Origin of the sequence: Streptomyces sp. NBC_00878, from assembly GCF_026341515.1 — a bacterium.
Taxonomy (GTDB): domain Bacteria; phylum Actinomycetota; class Actinomycetes; order Streptomycetales; family Streptomycetaceae; genus Streptomyces.
Window position 1 is genome coordinate 798,838 of the sequence record NZ_JAPEOK010000001.1, and the last position, 22,668, is coordinate 821,505.

General features: G+C 70.2%; 17 protein-coding genes. 5 read left to right on the plus strand and 12 right to left on the minus strand.

The genetic code is table 11. The features are described from left to right. Positions 1 to 14: 14 nt before the first annotated feature. The 6 genes from OHA11_RS03200 to OHA11_RS03225 all read right to left on the minus strand — a co-directional run bounded on the left by OHA11_RS03200 (position 15) and on the right by OHA11_RS03225 (position 9,678). The gene (locus OHA11_RS03200) at positions 15 to 3,032 is read right to left on the minus strand and encodes a glycoside hydrolase family 38 C-terminal domain-containing protein (protein ID WP_266491727.1); all 3,018 of its coding nucleotides are present in this window, start codon (positions 3,030 to 3,032) and stop codon (positions 15 to 17) included. 88 nt (positions 3,033 to 3,120) lie between these two features. Next, on the minus strand, positions 3,121 to 5,136 hold the full coding sequence (locus OHA11_RS03205; protein ID WP_266491729.1) for an endo-beta-N-acetylglucosaminidase: 2,016 nt from the start codon (positions 5,134 to 5,136) through the stop codon (positions 3,121 to 3,123). Between the two features lie 38 nt (positions 5,137 to 5,174). Beyond that, on the minus strand, positions 5,175 to 6,407 hold the full coding sequence (locus tag OHA11_RS03210; protein WP_266491731.1) for a glycosyl hydrolase: 1,233 nt from the start codon (positions 6,405 to 6,407) through the stop codon (positions 5,175 to 5,177). A 105-nt stretch (positions 6,408 to 6,512) separates the two neighbouring features. Then, entirely contained in the window at positions 6,513 to 7,382 is an 870-nt protein-coding gene (locus tag OHA11_RS03215; protein WP_266506903.1) for a carbohydrate ABC transporter permease, read from the minus strand. Positions 7,383 to 7,417: 35 nt separating this feature from the next. Beyond that, a complete protein-coding gene (locus tag OHA11_RS03220) occupies positions 7,418 to 8,389 on the minus strand; it encodes a carbohydrate ABC transporter permease (protein ID WP_266491733.1) in 972 nt (323 codons plus the stop codon). A gap of 5 nt (positions 8,390 to 8,394) precedes the next feature. Next, complete coding sequence (locus OHA11_RS03225; RefSeq protein ID WP_266506904.1) at positions 8,395 to 9,678, minus strand: ABC transporter substrate-binding protein; 1,284 nt, start codon at positions 9,676 to 9,678, stop codon at positions 8,395 to 8,397. Between the two features lie 273 nt (positions 9,679 to 9,951). Here OHA11_RS03225 and OHA11_RS03230 point away from each other — a divergent pair, with 273 nt between their 5' ends. Further along, positions 9,952 to 11,010: a LacI family DNA-binding transcriptional regulator gene (locus tag OHA11_RS03230; RefSeq protein WP_266491735.1), complete on the plus strand. Its 1,059-nt coding sequence runs from the start codon at positions 9,952 to 9,954 to the stop codon at positions 11,008 to 11,010. 130 nt (positions 11,011 to 11,140) lie between these two features. Here the strand turns inward: OHA11_RS03230 and OHA11_RS03235 are convergent, their stop codons facing one another. The 4 genes from OHA11_RS03235 to OHA11_RS03250 form a co-directional block, all read right to left on the minus strand. Beyond that, entirely contained in the window at positions 11,141 to 12,736 is a 1,596-nt protein-coding gene (locus OHA11_RS03235; protein ID WP_266491736.1) for an alpha-L-fucosidase, read from the minus strand. 88 nt (positions 12,737 to 12,824) lie between these two features. Then, the gene (locus tag OHA11_RS03240; protein ID WP_266491737.1) at positions 12,825 to 14,753 is read right to left on the minus strand and encodes a family 20 glycosylhydrolase; all 1,929 of its coding nucleotides are present in this window, start codon (positions 14,751 to 14,753) and stop codon (positions 12,825 to 12,827) included. A 281-nt stretch (positions 14,754 to 15,034) separates the two neighbouring features. Next, a complete protein-coding gene (locus tag OHA11_RS03245; RefSeq protein WP_266491739.1) occupies positions 15,035 to 15,517 on the minus strand; it encodes a GNAT family N-acetyltransferase in 483 nt (160 codons plus the stop codon). Positions 15,518 to 15,579: 62 nt separating this feature from the next. Next, positions 15,580 to 15,753 (minus strand): hypothetical protein, encoded by a 174-nt coding sequence (locus OHA11_RS03250; protein ID WP_266491741.1) that lies wholly within the window; start codon positions 15,751 to 15,753, stop codon positions 15,580 to 15,582. Between the two features lie 392 nt (positions 15,754 to 16,145). Between OHA11_RS03250 and OHA11_RS03255 the strand changes: the two genes are divergently transcribed. The 4 genes from OHA11_RS03255 to OHA11_RS03270 all read left to right on the plus strand — a co-directional run bounded on the left by OHA11_RS03255 (position 16,146) and on the right by OHA11_RS03270 (position 19,408). Beyond that, the gene (locus OHA11_RS03255; protein WP_266491743.1) at positions 16,146 to 17,234 is read left to right on the plus strand and encodes an S-(hydroxymethyl)mycothiol dehydrogenase; all 1,089 of its coding nucleotides are present in this window, start codon (positions 16,146 to 16,148) and stop codon (positions 17,232 to 17,234) included. Next, positions 17,234 to 17,863 (plus strand): MBL fold metallo-hydrolase, encoded by a 630-nt coding sequence (locus OHA11_RS03260; RefSeq protein ID WP_266491744.1) that lies wholly within the window; start codon positions 17,234 to 17,236, stop codon positions 17,861 to 17,863. Before OHA11_RS03255 ends, OHA11_RS03260 begins: the two co-directional genes overlap by 1 nt. Before the next feature lie 201 nt (positions 17,864 to 18,064). After that, positions 18,065 to 18,520: a hypothetical protein gene (locus OHA11_RS03265; RefSeq protein WP_266506905.1), complete on the plus strand. Its 456-nt coding sequence runs from the start codon at positions 18,065 to 18,067 to the stop codon at positions 18,518 to 18,520. A 75-nt stretch (positions 18,521 to 18,595) separates the two neighbouring features. Further along, positions 18,596 to 19,408, plus strand: coding sequence for an SDR family oxidoreductase (locus tag OHA11_RS03270; protein ID WP_266491745.1), 813 nt, complete (start codon positions 18,596 to 18,598; stop codon positions 19,406 to 19,408). Positions 19,409 to 19,517: 109 nt separating this feature from the next. Here OHA11_RS03270 and OHA11_RS03275 read toward each other — a convergent pair whose 3' ends face one another. Together OHA11_RS03275 and OHA11_RS03280 are read right to left on the minus strand one after the other, a co-directional pair. Further along, positions 19,518 to 21,014 carry an SDR family NAD(P)-dependent oxidoreductase gene (locus tag OHA11_RS03275; RefSeq protein WP_266491747.1) on the minus strand — a complete coding sequence of 499 codons (1,497 nt, stop codon included), beginning with the start codon at positions 21,012 to 21,014 and terminating at the stop codon, positions 19,518 to 19,520. A 180-nt stretch (positions 21,015 to 21,194) separates the two neighbouring features. Then, a complete protein-coding gene (locus OHA11_RS03280) occupies positions 21,195 to 22,538 on the minus strand; it encodes a wax ester/triacylglycerol synthase family O-acyltransferase (RefSeq protein ID WP_266491749.1) in 1,344 nt (447 codons plus the stop codon). Positions 22,539 to 22,668: the final 130 nt, after the last annotated feature.

The following is a 22,668-nucleotide window of genomic DNA, read 5'->3' on the forward strand; positions in this document are numbered from 1 at the left end:
AGGGCGCAATGCCCTCAGACGCGCTTGAGCCTCAGCGTCACCAGTTCGAACGGGCGCAGTTTCAGCGTGACCCGGCTGCCGTCCCGTTCCGGCACGGCGGCCTCGGCCAAGGGCCGTTCCAGCAGGTCCGTCACCGTGACCGTGTCGATCTCGAAGCCCGCCGTGAGTGTGGCCCGGCTGCGGCCGCCGCGTGACTCGTGGAAGCGGACGATCACATCGCCGCTGCCGTCGTCGGCGAGCTTCACCGCGGTGACCACGACCGCGTCCTGGGCGACGGTCACCAGCGGCGCGACCTCCGAGCCCCCGCCGACGACCTTCCGCGCGGGCAGGTTGATCCGCCAGCCCTCGCGCACCGCGTCGCCGATCCCGGCACCGGGCACCAGCGCGTGCCGGAAGCGGTGGACGCCCTGGTCGGTCTCGGGGTCGGGGAACCGCGGGGCGCGCAGCAGCGAGACGCGGACCGTGGTGGTCGTCCCGCCGTCGTCGCGCACCGCACGCGTCACGTCGTGGCCGTACGTCGAGTCGTTGACGACCGCGACGCCCCAGCCGGGCTCCTCCATGTGGACGAACCGGTGGTTGCAGGCCTCGAACTTGGCCGCCTCCCAGGACGTGTTGGTGTGCGTCGGCCGGAAGAAGTGCCCGAACTGCGTCTCGGACGCGTACCGCTCGGCGTGCACATCGAGCGGGAACGCCAGCTTCAGGAACTTCTCCGTCTCGTGCCAGTCGACCTCGGTGTCGATGTCGAGCCGCCACTCCCCCGGCGCGAGCGACAGCACCTGCGTGACCTTCGACTCGCCGAAGGTCCGTACGATCCGGACCGAGACGCCGTCCTCACCGGGGGCGACCTCGTCGGCGTCGACCAGGTCGGTGACCGTGTTCCGGTAGAACTCGTCGACGTCCCAGGCGTCCCACATGTTGGGGAAGTCGGGGTGGATCTGGAGCAGGTTCGCCGCCCGGCCGGGCGCGAGGGTCTCGCGGTCCGCGGCGAGGTCGAACGCGGAGACCACGAGTCCGCGTGCGTCGATCTCGATCCGCAGCCGTCCGTTGTCCAGCACATAGCCGCCGTCCGAGCGCGGCACGAGCGTGCACTCGCCCCCGACGACCGGCGTCCGCGCACCGCCGGCGGGCACCCCGTCGCGGGTGTGCGGCGCCGAGTTGAAGACGAGGGCGGTCGTCCCCTCACCGGCCAGCGCGCGCTGGGCGGAGCCGATGATGCCGTTCAGCTCCTCGGCGACGGCCTCGTACGTCCTACGGGCCTCGCGGTGCACCCAGGCGATGGAGGAGCCGGGCAGGATGTCGTGGAACTGGTGGAGCAGCACCGTCTTCCAGAGGCGGTCCAACTCCTCGTACGGGTAGGGGAATTCGGTGCGTACGGCTGCGGTCGCCGCCCACAGTTCGGCCTCGCGCAGGAGGTGTTCGCTGCGCCGGTTGCCCTGCTTGGTCTTGGCCTGGCTGGTGAGCGTGGCGCGGTGCAGTTCGAGGTACAACTCGCCGACCCACACGGGTGCGTTGGGGTACTCGGCCTCGGCCTTCTCGAAGAACGTCTCCGGGGTCTCCCAGACCACGGTCGCCGAGCCTTCTAGGTTGCGGAGCCGGGCCGCCTTGGCGACCATCTCGCGGGTCGTGCCGCCCCCGCCGTCGCCCCAGCCGGTGGGCGCGAGGGAGTGCCGGGCGACGCCCTTGTCCTTGAAGTTCCGCGCCGCGTGGGCGATTTCACCGCCCTTCATGGAGCAGTTGTACGTGTCCACGGGCGGGAAGTGCGTGAAGATCCGGGTGCCGTCGATGCCCTCCCACTGGAAGGTGTGGTGCGGGAACTTGTTGGTCTGGGACCACGAGATCTTCTGTGTCAGCAGCCACTTGGAGCCGGCCGCCTTGATGATCTGGGGCAGTCCGGCGGCGAAGCCGAAGGTGTCGGGCAGCCACGCCTCGTCGTTCTCGATGCCGAACTCGTCGAGGAAGAACCGTTTGCCGTGCACGAACTGACGGGCCATCGCCTCGGAGCCCGGCATGTTGGTGTCCGACTCGACCCACATGCCGCCGGCCGGAACGAACCGTCCGTCGGCCACCGCCTTCTTCACCCGGGCCCACACCTCGGGCCGGTGGTCCTTCACCCAGGCCCACTGCTGGGCCTGTGACATGGCGAAGATGAAGTCCGGCTCGTCCTCAAGGAGGGCCGTCATGTTGGAGGTGGTTCTGGCGACCTTGCGGACGGTCTCGCGCAGCGGCCACAGCCACGCCGAGTCGATGTGGGCGTGGCCGATGGCGCTGATGCGGTGGGCGGAGGGGACGGCGGGCGTGGCCAGCACCCCTTCCAGGTGTGAGCGGGCCGCGGCCGCCGTGTCGCCCACGTTCTGGAGGTCGACGGCGTCGAGGGCCTTCTCGATCGCCCGCAGGATGTCCCAGCGGCGTGGGGAGTCCACCGGCAGCTCGGCCATCAGCTCGCCGAGTACCTCCAGGTCGATGACGAGCTGCCACACCGTCTCGTCGAGGACGGCGAGGTCCATGCGTTCCAGCTTGTACTGCGGTTCGCTGCCCGCCGTCTCCTTGTCGCCCAACTGCGTGGGCACGAAGGGGTGGTAGTCCATGACGACGGGGTTGGACGCGGCCTCGACGTGCAGCCGCACCTCCTCGCCGCCCTCGACTGGCGCGCCGATCCGCACCCACTGGTTGCGCGGGTTCAGGCCCTTCACCGGGGTGCCGTCGGGCCGGTAGACGAGGCCCTCGCACTGGAAGCCGGGCATGTTCTCGTCGAAGCCGAGGTCGAGGATCGCCTCGACGGTCTTCCCGGCCCACTCCTGGGGCACGGTCCCGGTCACCCGGAACCAGCTGGTGCCCCACGGAGCACCCCACCGCGCGCCCGCCTCGATCGGCTCGGGTGCGGCCGCCAGCCCCTCGGCGACCGGCACCGGCTCACCGGGCGCGTGCCACACCGCCACTTCCAGCGGTACGGACTCGGGGTACACGGCGGGTCGGATGCGCTCGTCGAGGACACGCTTGAGGCGGGCTTCGACCAGGTTGCGGTCGTCATGCATGCGGGGTGCTCCGTAACTCCGTTGTGCGGGTTGCTACTCGGTGTCGGTGATCAGCACCGGCTCTCGGTGCTGACCGCCAGGTCGGCGGTCACCAGGTGTGGGTGACGGTCGCGGGGGCCGACGCGGTGTAAAGCTCCCCCACGGCCCGCAGTTCGAACCGTGCTGTGGACTCATCGCCTTCGGGTGTCAGTCCGCCGGCGAAGAAGGCCCGCTGCGCGGTGCCGCCGAGGAAGCGCCGGGTGCCGTCGGGCAGGATCCGGTGCAGTGTGTAGTGGCGTACGTCGCCGGTGACGGCCCGCCACGCGAAGCGCAGGTCGCCGCCTGAAGCGCCGGTGATGCGCAGGTCGCCGGGGACGGCCGGGCTCTGGGCGGCCTGGTCCCGTACGGCGATTCCGCCGAGCCGCCATTCGACGGCACCGCCGGCCCCGGTGAGCCGGACACCGAGGGCGTGCACCGTGCCGCCCGCGGGCAGACCGGTCAGCCGTACGGTCGAGGTCCCCCAGCCGGTGCCGGCGGTGACCGGGAAGTACGTGTACGCGTACGGCTGGCCGGGGCCCGACGGTTCGGCGGTGGCGACGGCCAGCTCGACCGTCACGTTTCCGGAGTCGACGCGGTGGGTCAGCTCGACGACGGTGTCCGCGCCGAGCGGAAGCCTGGTCGCGTACAGGTCCAGTGTGGCGGGCGCGTCGAGAGCGCCGGAGACCAGGACGCTGCTGCCGCCGCGCCACGCGTCCGCGAAGTCGAAGGTGACGGCCGGGCGCGCGCCCGTCGTGCGTACGACCCAGCGCCGGGACGGCAGCCGGTCCTGGAGGCCGAGGTGGTTCCAGGGGGCCGTCGACGTGATCTTGCCGTCCTCGTACCAGCGCAGTCCGTGCCCGGTGTTGAAGCCGCTCGCGAAGGGGACCGAGGCCACCGTCGAGCGGTCGGCGACGGCGACGGCGGGCGCCCGCCAGGTGTCGGTGGCGTCGGGCTTCGCCGGATCGAGCGAGCGTCCGGTCCAGAAGCGGTCGTCGGCGGCGTGGAAGTCGCCGGGGGTGCGCCCGGCGGGCAGGTGGTTGCGGGTCCACTCGGGCCGGTAGAAGCCCACCGAGACGACGTGCGCGGAGCCGCTGGGCACCATCGCGTCCCAGTTCACGGAGCGGTTCCAGCCGCTGGCCTCCACGTCGACGCCCGCCCACAACTCGTAGCGGCTGCGGCCGAGTTGCTGGGCCGTCGTGCCCGAGGAGGCCAGCGTGCTCGACGACCAGCGGAAGTCGACGAACATGGAGTCGGCGGTCTGGAAGAACACCCTGTTCTGGTTGTTGAGCGCGCCCTGCCAGCTCACTGAGCCGCCGACGGTCATGGAGTCGTACCAGGTGACGCGCTGTCCCTTCGCCGCGCTGAGCGACTTGAGCTCGGTGAGGAAGCCGAGCATGTCGGTGGGGAGGGCGGCGTTCCCGCCGCTGGTCTCGGCGTTGACGAACCAGCCGTCGAACCCGTACGCCTCGGCGACCGCGACGAGTTGGGCGGCCAGCGGGTAGCGCCCGGCCGCGTCCTTCTGCACCAGGTCGCGGGTCCACTGGAGCTGTCCGCCGTACGCGACGGGCGGCAGGAAGATGTTGCCGAGGACGGGCACGCCGTGCCGGTGGGCGGCGTCCACGATCGGCGCGTTCGGGGCGAGGATCAGGCCCTCGCCGGAGGAGCCGCCCCAGAAGACCAGCTCGTCGACGTACGACCAGTGGGTGAGGGCGTAGTAGTCGGCGTTGGCCGAGCCCTGCGAGGGGTTGCTCGCGGTCGGCCCGAAGGAGACGAGGGACTGGATACGGGCCTGGCCCGAGCGGGCCGTCGTGTTGGCCGGGGTCGGGGTGAAGCGGGCGGCGAGGGGCACGGACGCCGCGTTGAACGCCAGGTCGGTGTCGTCGGCGGCGCGCCAGGCCTTCAGGCTGCGCCAGGTGATGCCCGCGCCCGGGGAGCCCGAGGGGAACGAGTCCGGGTACCAGTAGGAGGCGTACGGCTGGAGTGTGGCGGCGGCCTTCGGTTCGGCGGTGGCGGGTGAGGCCGGGAGAAGGGCGGCCGCGGCTCCGGTGCCGGCGACGAGCAGAACCGTGCGTCTGGTGGGGTTCACGAGCAAGTGCCTCCTTGTGGGGAGCCCTTGATGGGGGGTTACGGAACCTGGTCGGGAGTGACGACTTCGGTGATGCCGCGGGCTGCGAGGTGTTCCTCGTCGTCCGCGCGAGTGGCGAGCACGGTGGTCGGGCGGGCGCCGTCGGCGGTGAGCCGGAAGAACGCCTCGTAGACGGGTCCGCCGGGCGCGCAGAGCGAGCGGCCGGCGGGGACGACGAGCGCGGTGGTGCGGGTCTTCGGCGGGTGCGGGTGCTCGCGGGTCGAGCGGGCCATGCGGGCGAGCACGCGCGCACTGTCCTTGGGGTGACGGTCGTTGGTCAACAGGCCTAGACCATATTCGAGTTCGGGAAAGTCGGCGAGATCACGGGACACGTCGTGGGAGCACCACCAGGTGATGCCCCACAGGTCGGCGCAGTCGAGCGCGTTCGCCACGGTCGCCTCGGTGAAGGCGGCGGCGTGTTCGGCGGGGACCAGCGGTGCCGGGGCGCCGACCTCCTGGAGCCAGACCGGACGGGACGGGTCGTCGGCCCAGGCCTTGGACAGCTCGATCAGATAGGCGGCGTGGTGCTCGGTCGCGACTCCGGTACGTCCGTGCCGCTGGGCCGTGCCGTTGAAGACCCACGAGTGCACGGCGGTCACCGCGCCGCGCCGGGCGGCCTGGGCCGGGGTGAACGGCATGTCGTCCTGGTACCAGGCCGCGTCGTACTCCGCGTGCAGATGCAGTTTGCCCGGCGCGCCCTTCTCACAGGCCGCGAGCATCCGCTCCAGCCAGGCGTCGATCTGGCCGGGCTCCGCGCGGTCGGGGTCCGGATGGGGGCCCGCCGAGAACTGGTTGACCTCGTTACCGACAGTCATGCCGATGAAGTTGGGCCGGTCGGCGAGGGCCGCCGCGAGGGTCCGCAGGTACTCCGCCTGCCCCTGGACCACCTCGGGATCGGTGAACAGACTCCGCCGGTGCCAGGTCTGCGTCCACGCCGGCAGGAAGTCGAAGCTGGACAAGTGCCCTTGCAGACCGTCGACGTTGACGTCGAGGCCGCGCTCGGCGGCCGCGTCCGCCAGGTCGACGAGCTGCGCCACGGCCCGCGGGCGGATCAGCCAGCGGTTCGGCTGGAAGTAGGGCCAGATCGGGAAGACCCGGATGTGGTCCATGCCGAGTGCGGCGATGGAGTCGAGATCGGCCCGTACGGAGTCGAGGTCGAAGTCCAGCCAGTGGTGGAACCACCCTTCGCTCGGGGTGTAGTTGACGCCGAAGCGCACGGCAGAAGGCGGCATGCGGGAGTCCTGGTTCTGGGGTGCGTACGTGGGGGCGTGGGGCCTTGTGAGCAGGTGAGCCCGTGTCGTGGTGTGGGCGGGTGAGCCGCCCGTGGTTGCCGGGGCTCACCCCTTGACCGCGCCCTCGCCGACTCCGCGGAAGAAGTACCGCTGGAGGCAGGCGAAGAGGGCGATCAGCGGTGCTACGGCGATGATCGTGCCCGCGGCGACGAGCCGTTCGTCGTTGGCGAAGGTGCCGTGCAGGTAGTTGAGGCCGATGGTCAGGGTGAACTTGTCCGGATCACTGAGCACGATGAGCGGCCACAGGAAGTCGTCCCAGGCGCCCATGAAGGCGAAGATCGCGACGACGGCGAGGGTGCCCTTCACCGAGGGCAGGGCGATCCGCAGGAACCGCTGCCAGACGTTCGCGCCGTCCACGTAGGCCGCCTCCTCCATCTCGTACGGGAGGTTGAGGAACGCGTTGCGCATCAGCAGGACGTTCATCGCGCCGATGCAGCCGGGCAGGACGACCCCGACGAGGGTGTTGTTCAGACCGAGCTCACGCATCGTCGTGAACTGGGCGATGATGATGCCCTCCAGAGGCACGAGCATCGCGAAGATGAACACGAGCGTGGCCACTTTGCGTCCGCGGTAGCGCAGCCGGGCCAGCGCATAGCCCGCGAGCGCCGAACCGACGCAGTTCGTCACGACGTTGGCGGTGGCGACCTTCAGCGAGTTGAGGGCGTAGTCCCATACGGGGATGGTCTCGGCGACGCGCTCGTAGTTGTGGAGGGTCGGGTCTCTCGGCAGGAACTTGGGCGGCGAGCTGAAGATGTCCTCGGTCGGGCCCTTCAGCGAGGTGGACAGCTGCCACACGAACGGCCCGACGGTGAGGGCGAGGACGGCGATCAACAGCAGGTAGCGCAGGGCGAGTTCCCACACCCGGATGCTTCGGCCGTGCTCGTCGGTGACACTCTTGCGGCGGGGTGCCTCCATGGGGGCCGGCGCCTCGCGCACCTTCTCGGCGACGCTCACGCGTCCTCCTTCCGGTCGGCGCGCAGCACGAGCAGCATCAGCGCGACGGTGACGACGAAGACGACGACCGAGATGGCGGAGGCGTAGCCGACCCGGCCGGTGAGGCCGGTGCCGGTGCGCTGCACGAGCATCACGAGAGTGGTGTCCTCGCCCGCCGGGCCGCCGTCCGGGCCCGCCATCAGATACACCTCGGAGAACACCTTGAAGGCGAAGACCGAGGAGAGCGCGCCGACCAGCACCATCGTGGAACGGACGGCGGGCACGGTGACCGTGAGGAAGCGGCGGATCGCGCCCGCGCCGTCCACCGACGCTGCCTCGTGCAATTCGCGCGGCACGTTGGCGAGCGCGGCCAGATAAATGATCATGTAGTAGCCGAGGCCCTTCCAGACCGTGACGGCCATGGCGCTCAGCAGAATCAGCCACTGGTCGCTGAGGAAGCCGACCCTGCCGATGCCGATCGTCTCCAACAGCGAGTTCACCAGGCCGCGTTCGTCGAGCAGCCACACCCAGATGAGTCCCACCACGACGATGGACGCGACGACCGGGGTGTAGAAGGCCGACCGGAAGAAGGCGATGCCGGGGATGTTCTTCTGGACCAGGAGCGCGAGCAGCAGGGGCAGCAGGACGAGCGCGGGGACCACCCCGAGGACGTACAGCGTGCTGTTGCGCAGGCCGATCCAGAACATCTCGTCGTGCAGCAGCTCCCGGAAGTTGGCCAGGCCCACGAACTCGCCGGGGATCAGGGTCCGGCGGTCGGTGAAGGCGTTGACCAGCGTCGACACGAACGGGTAGAGGATGAAGATGCCCACGACCAGCAGCCCCGGGGCGGCGAACAGCCAGGGACTGGTGGGGAGTTGGCGCCGCACCCGCGCGGTCCTCGGGGAAGCCGTACCGGAGGAAGTGGTACCAGAGGAACCAGTGCCGGGGGCGGCGGCGCCGGAGGACGCGGTGCTGGAGGAACTCGCCATGTCGGTCAGCCCTGCTGCTTGAGCAGCCGGTCGCACGCCTTGACAGCGTTGTCGAGAGCCACCTTGGGGCTCTCCTTGCCCTGCAGCGCCTTGGCGACGGAGTTCCGCAGCTCGGTCTTCATCTGCTCGCTGAACAGGACCGGCGTGTAATTGACCGCGTTCTTCAGGGACTTGGCGGCGGCGATCCGGACGCGGGTCTCGTCCGTGCCGTCCTCCGTGGTGAAGTACGGGTCGTCCAGCGAACCGGCGGTGCTCGGGAAGATCGCGACCTTCTTGGCGAACGACATCTGGTTCTGCGCGTCGGTGACGTAGTGCGCGAAGGCGACCGCCGCGGGCGTCCGCTTGGTCCGGGCGTTGACCATCACACCCATCACGTACATGTTGACCTTGCCGGTGCTGGTGATCTGGTCGGTGATACCGATGTTCTTGTAGAGGTTCGGCGCCTGCTTCTTGAAGTTGCCGAGGTCCAGGGCGCTGCCGGGGTTCATGGCGACGGCCTCGGTCAGGAACTTCTTGCCGGACGACTCGGGGGTCGCGGTCAGCGCCTGCGAGTCGAGCGCCTTGGCGTCGTACAACTCCTTGTACTTGGTGAGGAGTTCGACTCCCTTGGCATCATTGAAGGCAAAGCCGGTGCCTTCCTTGTTCATCAGCTCGACGCCGTACCGCCCGAAGTCCTCGATGGTGGGCACATTGGCGAGGGTGGCGACCTTGCCGTCACTCTTCTCCGCCAACTCCAGGGCGTCGGCGAACAGTTCGTCGTACGTCTTCGGGGGCTTCGAGGCGTCCAGACCCGCCTCCTTGAACAGCGACTTGTTGTAGAAGAGCGGGCCGGTGTTCAGATACCAGGGGAAGGCGTACGTACCCTCCATGCCCGGTATCTCGTGGCTCGCCCAGGCGCCCGGCAGGTACTCCTTCCTGTACTTCGCGGCGGCCTTGTCGAGGTCGAGCGCGAGGCCCGCCTTGGCGAGCGGGGCGACGAGGTCGGGCGAGACGTTCACGACGTCGGGCAGGGTGCCGCCGGCCGCGTCCGCGCTGATCTTGTCGGCGTAGCCCTCGGCGGGCTGGTCGACCCACTTCACCTTCGTGCCGGGGTACTTCTTCTCGAAGTCGGCGATCAGGCCCTCGAAGTACGGCTTGAAGTTGGCCCTCAGGTTCCAGGTCTGGAAGGTGATGTCGCCCTCGACCTTGCCGGAGGCGTCCGTGGAACCGCTGTCGTCACCTCCGGAGCCGCAGGCGCTGAGCGGCAGGACCAGGGCGACGACAGCGGCGGCGAGTGCTCTGCGAGGCATGCGCACGGTGACCGGGCTCCTTTGCGACGGTTGCGAGAGGTTGCGAGGGGTTGCGACGGCGTGGGTCGGGGTGACGGGCAGACCTTGCATCCATCCCGGCGGGGAAGTCAATGGATTCCACCCCGCTAAATTCATTAGCTGAGCATTAGCCCTGCTCAAAGGATTGCGAGTCGACTCTTGCAGCCGATCACTAATGCGCTTTAGAGTGATCTGGCTCAAGCGCATTAGTGCAGAGCTCCATTGAGCAGGCCTTCAGGGAAATGGGGAGCAAGGTTGCCAGCCAAGCGGTCTCCCGCGCGCCGGCCGACGATGAAGGACATCGCGCAGCGCGCCGGGGTCTCCGAGAGCGCGGTCTCCTTCGCGCTCAACGACCGGCCCGGGGTCTCCGAGATCACCCGGGACCGGGTGCGCCGGGTCGCCGAGCAACTGGGCTGGCGGCCCAGCACGGCCGCGCGCCAGCTGTCCGGCGAGGGCGCGGCGACGGTCGGTCTCGTCGTGGCCAGGCCCGCCGACACCCTGGGCGTGGACTCGTTCTTCCTTCAGCTCATCTCCGGCATCCAGGAAGTCCTGGCGGAGCGTCATCTCGGCCTGCTCTTCCAGGTGGTCGAGGACGTCGACGACGAGTGCGTGGTGTACCGGCGCTGGTGGGCGGAGCACCGGGTGGACGGGGTGATGGTCGTCGACCCCCGGACCGACGACGTACGCCCGGACCTGCTGGACGAGCTGGGCCTGCCCGCTGTGGTCATCGGCGGGGCGCCGGACGCGCGGCACCCGGGTCTGTCGACCGTCTGGGCGGACGACGCGGGCGCGATGGCCTCGGTCGTGGACCGGCTGTCCGCGCTGGGGCACCGCCGGATCGTGCATATCGCGGGGCTGCCCGGCCTCGCGCACACCGAGCGCCGGATCCGTACGCTGCGCGCCGAGGCCGAGCGGCGCGGGCTCGCCGAGGTGCGCTCGGTGACCACGGACTACTCGGACGCGGAGGGGGCCGCCGTGACGCGCCGGGTCCTCGAAGGCGGGGTTCTGGAGGGCGGGTCACCGCCTACCGCGCTGGTCTACGACAACGACGTGATGGCCGTCGCCGGAGTCGCCGCGGCGACCGAGCTGGGCTTCTCGGTGCCGGGTGACGTCTCGGTCGTGGCCTGGGAGGACTCGGCGCTGTGCCGCATGGTCAAGCCGTGGCTGTCGGCGCTGTCCCGCGACACGGTGGAGTTCGGCCGGACGGCCGCGAAGGAATTGACCTCGCTGGTGGACGGGGGGCCCGCGCGGACTGTGCGGGTGCCGGTGCCGCGGTTGATCGAGCGGGAGAGTACGGGGCCCTGCGGGGCTTGAGCGGGAAGGGGCGGGGGGGAGTGGGGGGCTGTGTTGCGTCTGCGGGTCCGTTGTGGCTGGTCGCGCCCACGCGGCGGAGCCGCAGATGTCACAGCCCCGCACCCCTGAGGGTGCAACGGTGGCCGCTCCCTCAGAGGCGCGAGCGGTACAGGGCGAACTGGGTCAGGTGTGGCGGTTGGCGTGACTGTGTTACTCGTACGCGCCAGTGCCTTGCCCGTACGGGAGTTGGCAGGAGCAGGATGCGGCTGGCGCCGAGTGTGCCCGCCTCAGCCACCCGCGCCCAGGCACCGCCGGCGCCGGGCTGGGCCTCGACCACGAAGCTCTCCACCTGTTGCCCGTGTCGGATGTCCTCGGCGAGGCGGATACGGTTCACCTCGCGGGCGCGGCCGAGGTCGACCGTGATCGTGCCCGGGGAAGTGGTGCCCCGGGCTCCGCCCGCCAGGTCCTCCGGCAACTCCCGGTCGATTCGTTCGCGGAACTCCCGTAGGCGGGTGACGTCGGCGGCCGGGAGGAGGCCCTGCTCGTCCGGCGGGATGTTGAGCAGGAGTACCGCGTTGCGGCCCACCGAGCCGAAGTAGATGTCCGTCAACTGCTGTACGGACTTGGGCTGTTGGTCGGCGTGGTAGAACCATCCGTCCCGGATGGACACGTCGGCCTCGGCCGGCCACCACTGCAGGTAGTCGGCCACGGGCCGCGCGGCGACCAGGGCGTCCCGGCCGCCCATGTCGGGCGCGTCGTACGAGAGGGCGAAGTCCATGCGCCCGTTGTCCTTCTCCTGGACGGGTACGACGCTCCACTCGTTCTCGCGGGCGAACCCGCCCTCGTTGCCGACCCAGCGCACGTCGGGTCCGGACACGGCGACCGTGGCGTCCGGCACGAGTGTCCGGATCAGCATGTACCAGCTGTCCCAGTCGTACGTCTCGACCTGGTCCGGCGGGATCCGGCCCTGGGCACCGTCGAACCAGACCTCGTCGACAGGCCCGTACTCGGTGAGAACCTCGTAGAGCTGGTCGAGCATATGGGCGCCGTAGTCGGTGGCCGGGAGCCTGAAGGTGGGCCCGTCCGGGCGGTCGTCGCCGGGGACCGGGGTGGGGATGGTGCGCTCGGAGCGGGCACTGCCGTTGGCGTACACGCCGTGCAGGTACTGGTTCTCGTCGGCCGGTGAGATGTAGACGCCGACCTTGATGCCATGGCGGCGCATCGAGTCGGCGAAGGAACGCAGGACGTCACCCTGTCCGCCCTGCCAACTGCTCGACGCCACCGAGTGGTTGGTGTACCGCGACCGGTAGAGCACGAAGCCGTCGTGGTGCTTGACGGTGAGGATGGCGAGCTTGAAGCCGCCGTCGCGCAGGGCGCGGGCCCACTGGTCGGTGTCGAGGCCGACCGGCTGGAAGACGTCGGGGTCCTCGTCCCCGGTACCCCATTCGAGGCCGGTGAAGGTATTCACGCCGAAGTGCAGGAAGGCGGTGCGTTCGAGGGCCTGCCAGGCGATCTGCCGTTCCGTGGGCCGTACTTGGGAAGCCTTGCTGACCAGCTCCTCCGCGGTGTCGTCCGGGCTGACGGGAATCCGGTACCACGGCTCCTCGGCAGAGGCGGCGGAAGCGGAGGCAGCGGAGGCGGACGCGGACGCGGAGGTGGTGGCGGAGGACGCGCGGGCCAGTGACGTACCGCTGGACGCGGCGAGAGCGGCGGCTGCCGTGACGAAGAGACGTCTGGAGACTTCCATGCGGGTCGGACTCCTCAGGTCAGGGATGATCAACCAACGGGTCGACGGAGCTAGGGACCTACGGGGCTACGGGTCTACGGGTCTACGGTCATCCGGCAGCCAACTGCCATACGGCAGGGCTCTGTTGGTCAGGCGGGTACTGCACGAGCCGACCGTCATCGGTCACATGCACGGCCATCTGTGTGATCGCGTTGACGAGCCGGTAGCCGTCCTGCGCGGGCACCAACTGCCAGCGCTGCAAGGTGTTCGCGGCGTCGCAGGTCTGCCGGGACACCTCGATGCCGGGCTGGAGCGGCACGTTGAGGGTGAGCCTGCCGCCGCGTATGTCGAGACAGCCGTTCGCGGTCTTCAAGGTCACGTAGCCGTCCGGGGTGCGCTTCACCTCGGCCGTGACGGACACGGTCCCCGCCCGGAAGGTGTACGTCCCGTCCGCGACCGGTACGCGGGTGAGGTCCCGCCATCCGGGCGCGTGGCCCACGGCAGCCGCGCGAGCGGTGAACTGCGCGTACGTGGCGTCCGGGTGGGGGCTGCCCCAGGTGGCCTGGGCGACGTGGCGCAGGGCCGGGTCGGTGTCTTGCGCGACCTCGTTCTCGGTCTCGCCGCGCCCGTTGTCGGGCCAGAGGCTGATCTTGGCTCCGGTGATGCCCTCGCGCGAGGTGAGCTTCTCGCCCTCGAAGCTGCGCGGGTCCCAACTCTGCTCGTACAGGCCCTTGGTGTCCGAGTGGAAGCCGCCGCGTACGAGATAGAGGGCGTAGGCCGCGTTCATCAACGGGTAGCCCTGGGCTCGGAGTTGGCTGGGCTTCGTCGCCACGTTCAGCCAGTGCTCGACCGTCGTCGCGGCCGTGACGGGCACGGTGTTGGCGCCGGTGAGACCGTCGTTCCAGATGCGCAGCTTCTTGCCCTTGTCCGCCGCGTGGGCGTGGACGCGGTTGACGAAGTCGATGAACGCGTCCTGCGGGGTGGCGTTCGCGCCGTACTTCGCCCGGGCGTACTCCAGGACCTGTGGGTACTTGGCGAAGTCGGAGCCGAGCATGTACTCGTCGGCGCCCATGTGCCAGGAGTCGGACGTGAACACCTCGGCGTACTCGTCCATCAGGCTCGTGTAGTAGGCGAAGGCCTCGGGGCGCGTGATGTCGAGCCGGGACGGCTGCTTGTTGCCGTCGGAGTCGGCGAGCTGGAGGTCCGGGCGGTTCTCGATCCACGGGTCCATGTGTCCCGGGGAGTTGATCTCCGGGACGATCGTGACGTGGTACTTCTCGCCGAGGGCGACGAGGCTTCGTATCTCGTCCTTGGTGTAGTAGCCCCAGGTGTTGGCTTCGGGGTGCGCGTCGCTCTTCACCTTGAGTTCGAGCAGCAGCTGGTTGAGCCTGTGGTACGCCATGTCGCGTACGAGGTTCTCCAGCCAGGCCGTCGTGATGTGGATGTAGCAGGCGCAGACGCCGACACCGCGCTCCTCGTACTGCGGCACGTCGACCGTGCGTCCGGCGGGCAACCGGTCGCTCTGGGCGAGGAGTTGGAGGAGGGTCCGGGTGCCGTAGAAGGCGCCGGTCTCGGTGGCGCCCGTCACCGACAGGCGTTCGCCCGCGCGGAGTTCGTACCCCTCCTTCCCGAGCGCGGTTCTGGCGGGCGCGACGTCGATGACGATGTCTCCCGTACGTGCTCCCCCGCCGACGACGGGGACGGTGCCGTGGCCCGCCGCGCGCAGGTCCTCGGCGAGGGTGTCGGCGACGCGGCGCTCGGCCGTTCCGTCCGCGACGAGGCGCGCGCCGCGGCCGTAGACGTATTGTCCGGAATCCGGCGCCCAGTCGGACAGCGCGGGAACGGTGACAGGGGTCGCGGGGCCTGCCTTCTCGGCCCCTCCGGCCGTTCCGGATGCCCCTCCGGCCGCCTGAGCCGCCGGGGCCGGGACCGCGAGCAGCAGCAGCGCCGCCACGACGCCGACCAGCCGGGATCGTCTTGGACCCCTGCTCTTGCCTTCAGCGCTCCTGGCTTCCGCACGCACGGGCACCCCTCCCATTCATCGGAGGTGTGATGATTGAGCTGGCTCCAGGGCCTGTCAATGGGGTCTGAAGTCAGACGGGTTGAGCCAGTGGTCGGATGACCTGCCACTCCTTGGGAACATCCGTACGCTCGCGGCGCGAAAAGTCCAAGAGGACCGCAGCGAATGTCCAAGCGCGGCGGCTCAGCTCCGCGGGGGGCTTCGCGGGGAGGGTCGTAGGTCGACTGCGGGCTGTGTGTGGCTGGTCGCGCAGTTCCCCGCGCCCCTGAAAGAAGGCAGTTACCCCTGGCCCCTATCGGTCAGAGAGCGCGGTGCATGACGTGCAGGCCCACTCTGCCGTGGGTCGGGTGGTCGTAGGCGTCCGGGATCGTGCCCAGGATCGTGAAGCCCAGGGACGTCCACAGTTTCACCGCGGGGTTGGTTTCGACCACCGCGTTGAAGACCATCGCTCGGTAGCCGTCGGCCTTGGCCGTTTCCAGGATGTGGTTGGCGAGGGCTCGGCCGATGCCCTGGCCCGAGCGGTCCGGGTCGACCATGAAGGCGGCGTTGGCGATGCGGGCGGCGGGGCCGCCGTAGTTGGGGGTGACGTAGGCGGAGCCGACCACGGCTCCCGTGGCGTCCTCGGCCACGTACACCCGCTTGCCCCGGGCCATCCACAGGGCGCGGGCGTCCTCTTCGGAGGTGTCCGGGTCCCAGGTGTAGGTCTCGGCGGCGGCGACGATGCGGTGCCAGAAAGGCCAGATCCGCGGCCAGTCGTCGGCCGCGGCTTCTCTGATCAGCATGGGCGTGAGTCTGGCACGCCCATGCTGATCAGCGATCGCGAGGGTGCTGGTGGACCTGGCGGTCAGTCCACGCTGGGCAGGATGTGGGGCTCGGCGAGGTCGTCCTCGTAGCCCGCCAGACGGATGGGGGCGGACCTGGCCCACACCTCGAGGCTGCCGAGCTCGTCGGGCCGGCGGCTCCCGCCCTCCGTAGGTTCCTTGGGGCGCTTCTCGCGATTCGTCGTCTCTGGTGTCACCGCGCACTCCTTATGTGTCGGTCACCCGCGGGGCGTGCAGGACCACTCTGCTGTCGGTCGCCTGACTCCCGCTCGGGTCTGAATAGAGGCACTTCGGACGCGGTGGCGCCAGTCAACTCATATGAGAGCAGGCCGTGGTGAACCGGCTTGTCCCGGGACGGACCGTGGGTGTGGGTGGGACCCAAATAGGCTGTCCGTCGCGTACAGGGTAACCAAATGAGCGGGCGCCCGCTCGATGGGGCCGAAAACAAGGTGTAACCATCTGAAGTCTTTGGGGTCCGTTCGGCCGCCGGTCGGGCGAGTTTCACCCGGTTGTCCACAGGCGCGGATACACCCGACTGGCCCTGTGCCAACATGATCGACGTCCCATTGTCCACGCGAAGGAGCCCGACATGGCCGCCCAGCAGGTACGCGGTGTCATCGCCCCCGGCAAGAACGAGCCGGTGCAGATCCGGACCATTCTCATCCCGGACCCGGGTCCCGGCGAGGCCGTGGTGCAAGTGCAGGCCTGCGGGGTCTGCCACACCGACCTGCACTACAAGCAGGGCGGCATCAGCGACGACTACCCCTTCCTCCTCGGCCACGAGGCGGCCGGTGTGGTGGAAGCGGTCGGCGAGGGCGTCACCGACGTGGCACCCGGCGACTTCGTCGTCCTCAACTGGCGTGCGGTGTGCGGCCAGTGCCGCGCCTGTCTGCGCGGCCGCCCCTGGTACTGCTTCAACACGCACAACGCCAAGCAGAAGATGACCCTGGAGGACGGCACGGAGCTCTCCCCCGCCCTGGGCATCGGCGCCTTCGCCGAGAAGACCCTGGTCGCCGCCGGCCAGTGCACCAAGGTCGACCCGTCCGTGTCCCCCGCGGTCGCGGGCCTGCTCGGCTGCGGCGTGATGGCCGGCATCGGCGCGGCCATCAACACCGGCAACGTGGGCCGTGGCGACTCGGTGGCCGTCATCGGCTGCGGGGGCGTCGGAGACGCGGCCATCGCCGGCGCGAACCTCGCCGGCGCCGCGCGGATCATCGCGGTCGACATCGACGACCGGAAGCTGGAGAAGGCCCGCACGATGGGCGCCACCCACACGGTCAACTCCAAGGAGACGGACCCCGTCGAGGCGATCCGCGAGCTGACCGGCGGCCATGGCGCCGATGTCGTCATCGAGGCCGTCGGCCGCCCCGAGACGTACAAGCAGGCGTTCTACGCCCGGGATCTCGCGGGCACGGTGGTCCTGGTCGGTGTGCCGACACCGGAGATGAAGCTGGAGCTGCCGCTGCTGGACGTCTTCGGCCGCGGCGGCGCGCTCAAGTCGTCCTGGTACGGCGACTGTCTTCCCTCGCGCGACTTCCCGATGCTGATCGACCTCCACCAGCAGGGACGCCTGGACCTGGCGGCCTTCGTGACCGAGACGATCGAGCTGGACGCGGTGGAGCAGGCCTTCGACCGCATGCACCAGGGCGACGTACTGCGCTCGGTGGTGATGCTGTGATGGCCGCCCGTATCGAGCATCTGGTCACGTCGGGCACGTTCAGCCTCGACGGCGGCACCTGGGACGTCGACAACAACGTCTGGATCGTGGGTGACGACTCCGAGGCGGTGGTCATCGACGCGGCGCACGACGCCGACGCCATCGCCGAGGCCCTCGGCGACCGCACACTGCGGGCCGTCGTCTGCACCCACGCCCACAACGACCACATCGACGCGGCCCCCGCCCTCGCGGCCCGCACCGGCGCTCCGATCCTGCTCCACCCGGACGACCTCCCCCTGTGGAAGCAGACCCACCCGGACCGCCTGCCGGACGGAGAACTCTCCGACGGACAGCAGCTGTCCGTGGCGGGCGTGGAGCTGACCGTCCTGCACACGCCGGGGCACGCACCGGGCGCCGTGTGCCTGTACGCCCCGGAGCTGGGCACGGTCTTCACCGGGGACACCCTGTTCCAGGGCGGCCCGGGCGCGACGGGCCGGTCGTTCTCCCACTTCCCGACGATCGTCGAGTCGATCCGGACCCGGCTGCTCGCCCTGCCCGCGGAGACCGTGGTCCGTACGGGCCACGGCGACTCGACGACGATCGGCGCCGAGGCACCACACCTTCAGGAGTGGATCGACCGGGGCCACTGAGCCGAGAGCACTGAGTCGAGGGCACTCCACCGAGGCTGCTGAGACAGGCCTGCCCTGCCCCGGGAATCCTGCCCGGGGCAGGGCAGCGCTCCCACGGCACTCCACGGCTCGTAGTTCAGTTCCCGTTGGTTCGGTTGAAAGCTGGCCATGATCTGCTGACGCGTGGCAACGGCCTTTCTCGCCCGCAGGGAGGACTGGCGCATGGAGCTGCGCAGTGTCGAAGAGCTGATGGATCTGCTGCACGCCTGTCGAGGTTCCCGGAACACCGCGGACCACGGCGGCGCTCCGGTCGATCTCCACGACCACGCGCTGCAGACCGCGGCGCTGCTGCGTCGAAGTCGCCCCGCCGACAAGGAACTCCAGGTGGCGGGCCTGGTGCACGTCATCGGGCAGCTGTTGCGGCCGGGCGACGTCGCGCGTCACCCGGACCACGCGGCCGACACGGTACGGCCACTGCTCGGCGCGCGGGTCTCCGTTCTCGTACGCCTCCACAGGGACGGCTGGGAGGACGACCCGGTCATGGACGATGTCCTGCTTCTGCGGCAGGCGGACGAGGCCTCCTGGGCGTCCGGGCTGGACGCCGGGGTCCTTGAGGACTGGCGCACGGTGCTGGAGCTGGTCGCGGCACGTCACGCCCGGCCGAGGACCGTCGGCTGACACCCACCCGCCCCCGCACAAGTACGGCCCGGCAAGGACCTGTTGACTGACGGTCCGTCATGAGACGGTACGCGGATGACGTCGCCGTACGGACTTCAGGGCAGGGCCGCCGTCGTCACCGGGGCCTCGCGTGGCATCGGGCTGGCGGTCGCCGAGGCCCTCGTGGCGGCGGGCGCGCGCGTCTGCGTCACGGGTCGCGACGCCGACGGGGTGCGGCGGGCCGCCGCGGATCTGGGTGCCGTGGGGATCGCGGGTACCGTCGCCGATCCGGCCCATCTGCGGGAGCTGACCGAGCTGGCGATGGACGCGTTCGGCCGTATCGACATCGTGGTGAACAACGCCGCGACCAACCAGCCCTACGGCCCGCTCATGGACGCCGACCCGGACCTCTGGCGCGAGGCGTTCACGGTCAACGTCGAGGCACCACTGCGGCTGGTGCGGTACGCGTGGCGGGCGTGGATGGCCGAGCACGGCGGCTCGGTGGTCAACATCTGCACCGAGGGCGCGACACACGTGGGCCCGAACGTGGGCGCGTACGGCACGAGCAAGGCGGCCCTCCTCCACCTCACCCAACAACTCGCGGGCGAACTGGCCCCGAGGGTCCGCGTCAACTCCGTCTCCCCCGGCCTCGTACGCACCGAGATGGCCCGCTTCGTCTGGGAGTCGGCGGAGGAGGAACTCGCGGCCGGACTCCCACTGGGCGGCATCGGTGAGCCCGAGGACGTGGCCCGGGCCGTGGCGTGGCTGGCCTCCGACGAGGCGGGCTGGGTCACAGGGACGGACCTACTGGTGGACGGCGGAACGAGGGTGCGCGCAGCGCACACGGCGACCCCGTACGCCGTGCACGACCGCCTACGCTCACAAGCCCCGGGTCGGACCGCCTCCTGAGGGGCGCGGGGCTGTGACATGGTGCGGCTCCGCCGCGTGGGCGCGACCAGCCCCCACCAACCCGCAGCTTCCGAACGGCGCCCAAGCACCCTTCCGAAGCCCCCTTCATCTACCACTTACCAGGCGCGTAATCCTTCAAGAAGACCCCGTACAGGTCCTCGCCCTGTTCCCCCCGCACGATCGGGTCGTACACCCGGGCCGCCCCGTCGATCAGATCGAGCGGCGCGTGGAACCCGGCATCCGCGAGCCGCATCTTGTCCGGATGCGGCCGCTCGTCGGTGATCCACCCCGTGTCGACCGCGGTCATCAGGATGCCGTCCTTCTCGAACATCTCCTGGGCGCTGGTGCGCGTGAGCATGTTGAGCGCGGCCTTGGCCATGTTGGTGTGCGGGTGGCCCGCGCCCTTGTAGCCGCGGTTGAAGACACCCTCCATGGCGGAGACGTTCACGATGTACGTGCGCTTCGCCCCGGCGGCCGCCATCGCCGCGCGCAACCGGCTGATCAGGATGAACGGCGCGGTGGAGTTGCAGAGCTGGACCTCCAGGAGCTCGACCGGCGTGACCTCCTCGACGGCCTGGATCCAGCTGTTGGTGTCGTGCAGATCGGGCACGAGGCCGCCCGCGTCGATCGCCGTACCGGCCGCGATCCGTTCGAGGGACGCCGAGCCGGACACGAGAGCCAGGCCGGTGACGTCCTGCGCGGTGAGCGCGCCGCCCCCGGCAACCGGAAGCGCGGACACCGCTCCGGAGCCGAACGTGCCGATCACCTCGGCGGGTGGCAGTTCACCGGCGGGCAGCGGCCCCGACTCCGCGGCGAGCAGCTCGCTGTAGGCGCCCGGGGAGCGGCGTACGGTCTGGGCGGCGTTGTTGATCAGGATGTCGAGCGGGCCCTCGGCGGCTACCGAGTCGGCGAGCGCGACGACCTGGGCGGGGTCGCGCAGGTCGATGCCGACGATCTTCAGGCGGCCGATCCACTCGTCGCTGTCGGGCATGGCCTTGAAGCGGCGGATCGCGTCGTTCGGGAAACGCGTGGTGATCGTGGTGTGCGCGCCGTCCCGCAGCAGCCTCAGCGCGATGTACATGCCGATCTTGGCTCGGCCGCCCGTGAGCAGCGCCCGCTTGCCGGTGAGGTCGGTGCGCGCGTCGCGGCGGGCGCGGTTCTCGGCGGCGCAGTTCTGGCAGAGCTGGTGGTAGAAGTAGTCGACCTCGACGTACCGGGTCTTGCAGGTGTAGCAGGAGCGGGGGCGCTCCAGTATCCCGGCGATCTGGCCCTCGTCCGTCACCGACGACGGCAGGATGCCCTCGGTCTCGTCGTCGATGCGCTGGGCGGAGCCGGTGGCCGTGGCCTCGGTGACCGCCTTGTCGTGGGCGGTCTTGGCGGCCCGGCGCTCCTGGCGGCGGCGCTGCTTGACCGTGCGGTAGACGCCCGCGGTGGCGCGGCGCACGGCGATGGCGTCGGGGTGGTCGACCTCGATCTTCTCGAGTTCGTCGAGCACGCTGAGGCAGACGGCCAGCCTCTCCGGGTCGATTCCGCGACCGTACGAGCCTTCCGGGGCCTGAGCCGTGTCCACGGCGGGTGCCGCCTGGCTGTCCTCTGTCACCGTCATCGCCGTTGCCGTTCCTAGGGTTCCGCGCCGCGCTCGAACCGCGCTCGCTTTCGAAGGCGGAATTTTACGGAGCGCAGGGCAAAGGCACCAAACCCGCGGTGATCACCGGTCTTTTCCGGGCCCCTGACAGGCGGTCCACGGGCCCCGGAGAGAGCCGTTCAGGGGACCGGAGGGGGCGGTTCAGGGCACGCAGGCGGTGATCAGCTCCTCCACCTCGGCGGTCAGCGCCTTGGCGAACCGGTCGAGGTCGGGCACGGCCTCCGCGTCGGCGACGAGCCCGTAGTGGACGCGTCCGCGGAACGTGGAGACCGCGACCGCGAGGGACTGGCCGCGGGCCAGCGGGGCGAGCGGATAGACCTCGGTGAGCGGGCAGCCGCCGAGCTTCATGCCGAGGCTGGGCAGCGGCACGCTGGTGACCAGGATGTCGAAGAGCAGCCGGGCGGCCTGTCCGACGACGGGCCCGCCGAGCCGGTGGCCGAGCGCGGGAACGTGGTCGGCGAGCAGCGCGACGGCGCCCGCGCCCCGGTGGGGGCCCAAGTCCTTGTTGCGGTTCATGGCCGTACGGACCGTGTCGAGCCGGCCGAGCGGGTCCGGGTCGTCGACGGGAAGCCGCATCAGGTAGCCGGAGAGCCGGTTGCCCTGCGGGTGGGCGGTGCGCGGGCGGCGCCGCGAAACGGGGATCAGGGCCCGGGGCGACACGCCCTCGCTGCCGTCACCGCGCTCGTCCAGCCAGCGCCGCAGGGCGCCGGCGACGACGGCGATCAGTACGTCGTTGACGGTGCCGCCGGCGCTCTTGCGGATCGTGTGGATGTCGTCGAGGTCCACGTTCACGCCCGCGACGCGACGAGTGCCGGTCGGCTCCGAGACCAGGGCGGCGGAGGACCGTACGCCCCAGGTGGCGCGGGCCACGGAGGCACCGATGTCGAGGGCCTGGCCCACGCCGGAGAGCGTGCCGCGGAGGAGGCCGGGCAGCTTGCGCACGTCGGGGAGGAAGCCGCGCGTGGGCGCCTCGGGGCGCGGGCGGGGCGTCGGCATGTCGATGGGGTCCATGAGCGCCGCCGCGAGCGTCAGTGCCCGCAGTCCGTCGGCCAGGGCGTGATGGAACTTGAACAGCACGGCGAACGAGGTGCCGTCCACGCCGGGCAGCACATGGGCCTCCCACGGGGGCCTTTCGCGCTCCAGGGGGCGTTGCATGATCGCGCCCGCGGCGCTGTGGAAGTCCACGACGGGTGCGTGCAGCCGGATGTGGTCGAAGGGTTCGAAGTCGGCGACGGGTTCGCGGGCGGCTCCGCCGAAGGCGAAGGCCAGCGGCTGCCGCAGGTCGAGCGGCTGCCAGATGTCGCGGATCCGCATCCGCAGTCCGGGGACACCGGCCGCGCGGGCCGCGAGCAGGTCGGCCGCGTGCGGGGCCGCGGCGGGCGAGTTGGCCGCGAAGATCCCGAGTGCCCCGAGGTGCATCGGGTGCTCGGCGGACTCGATGTTCCAGAACGCCAGGTCGAGTGGTGCGAGAAGGTCAGAGGTCAAGGGCTTGGCTCTCGCGTCGACGACGGGTGAGCAAGAAGTCAACCCGGCTGGGCGATTACGGTCAAGCGCGATCAAGCTACGCACAGTTAACAGCGTATTAAGTCCCGCCACTTGTGACAGTGGCGGGACT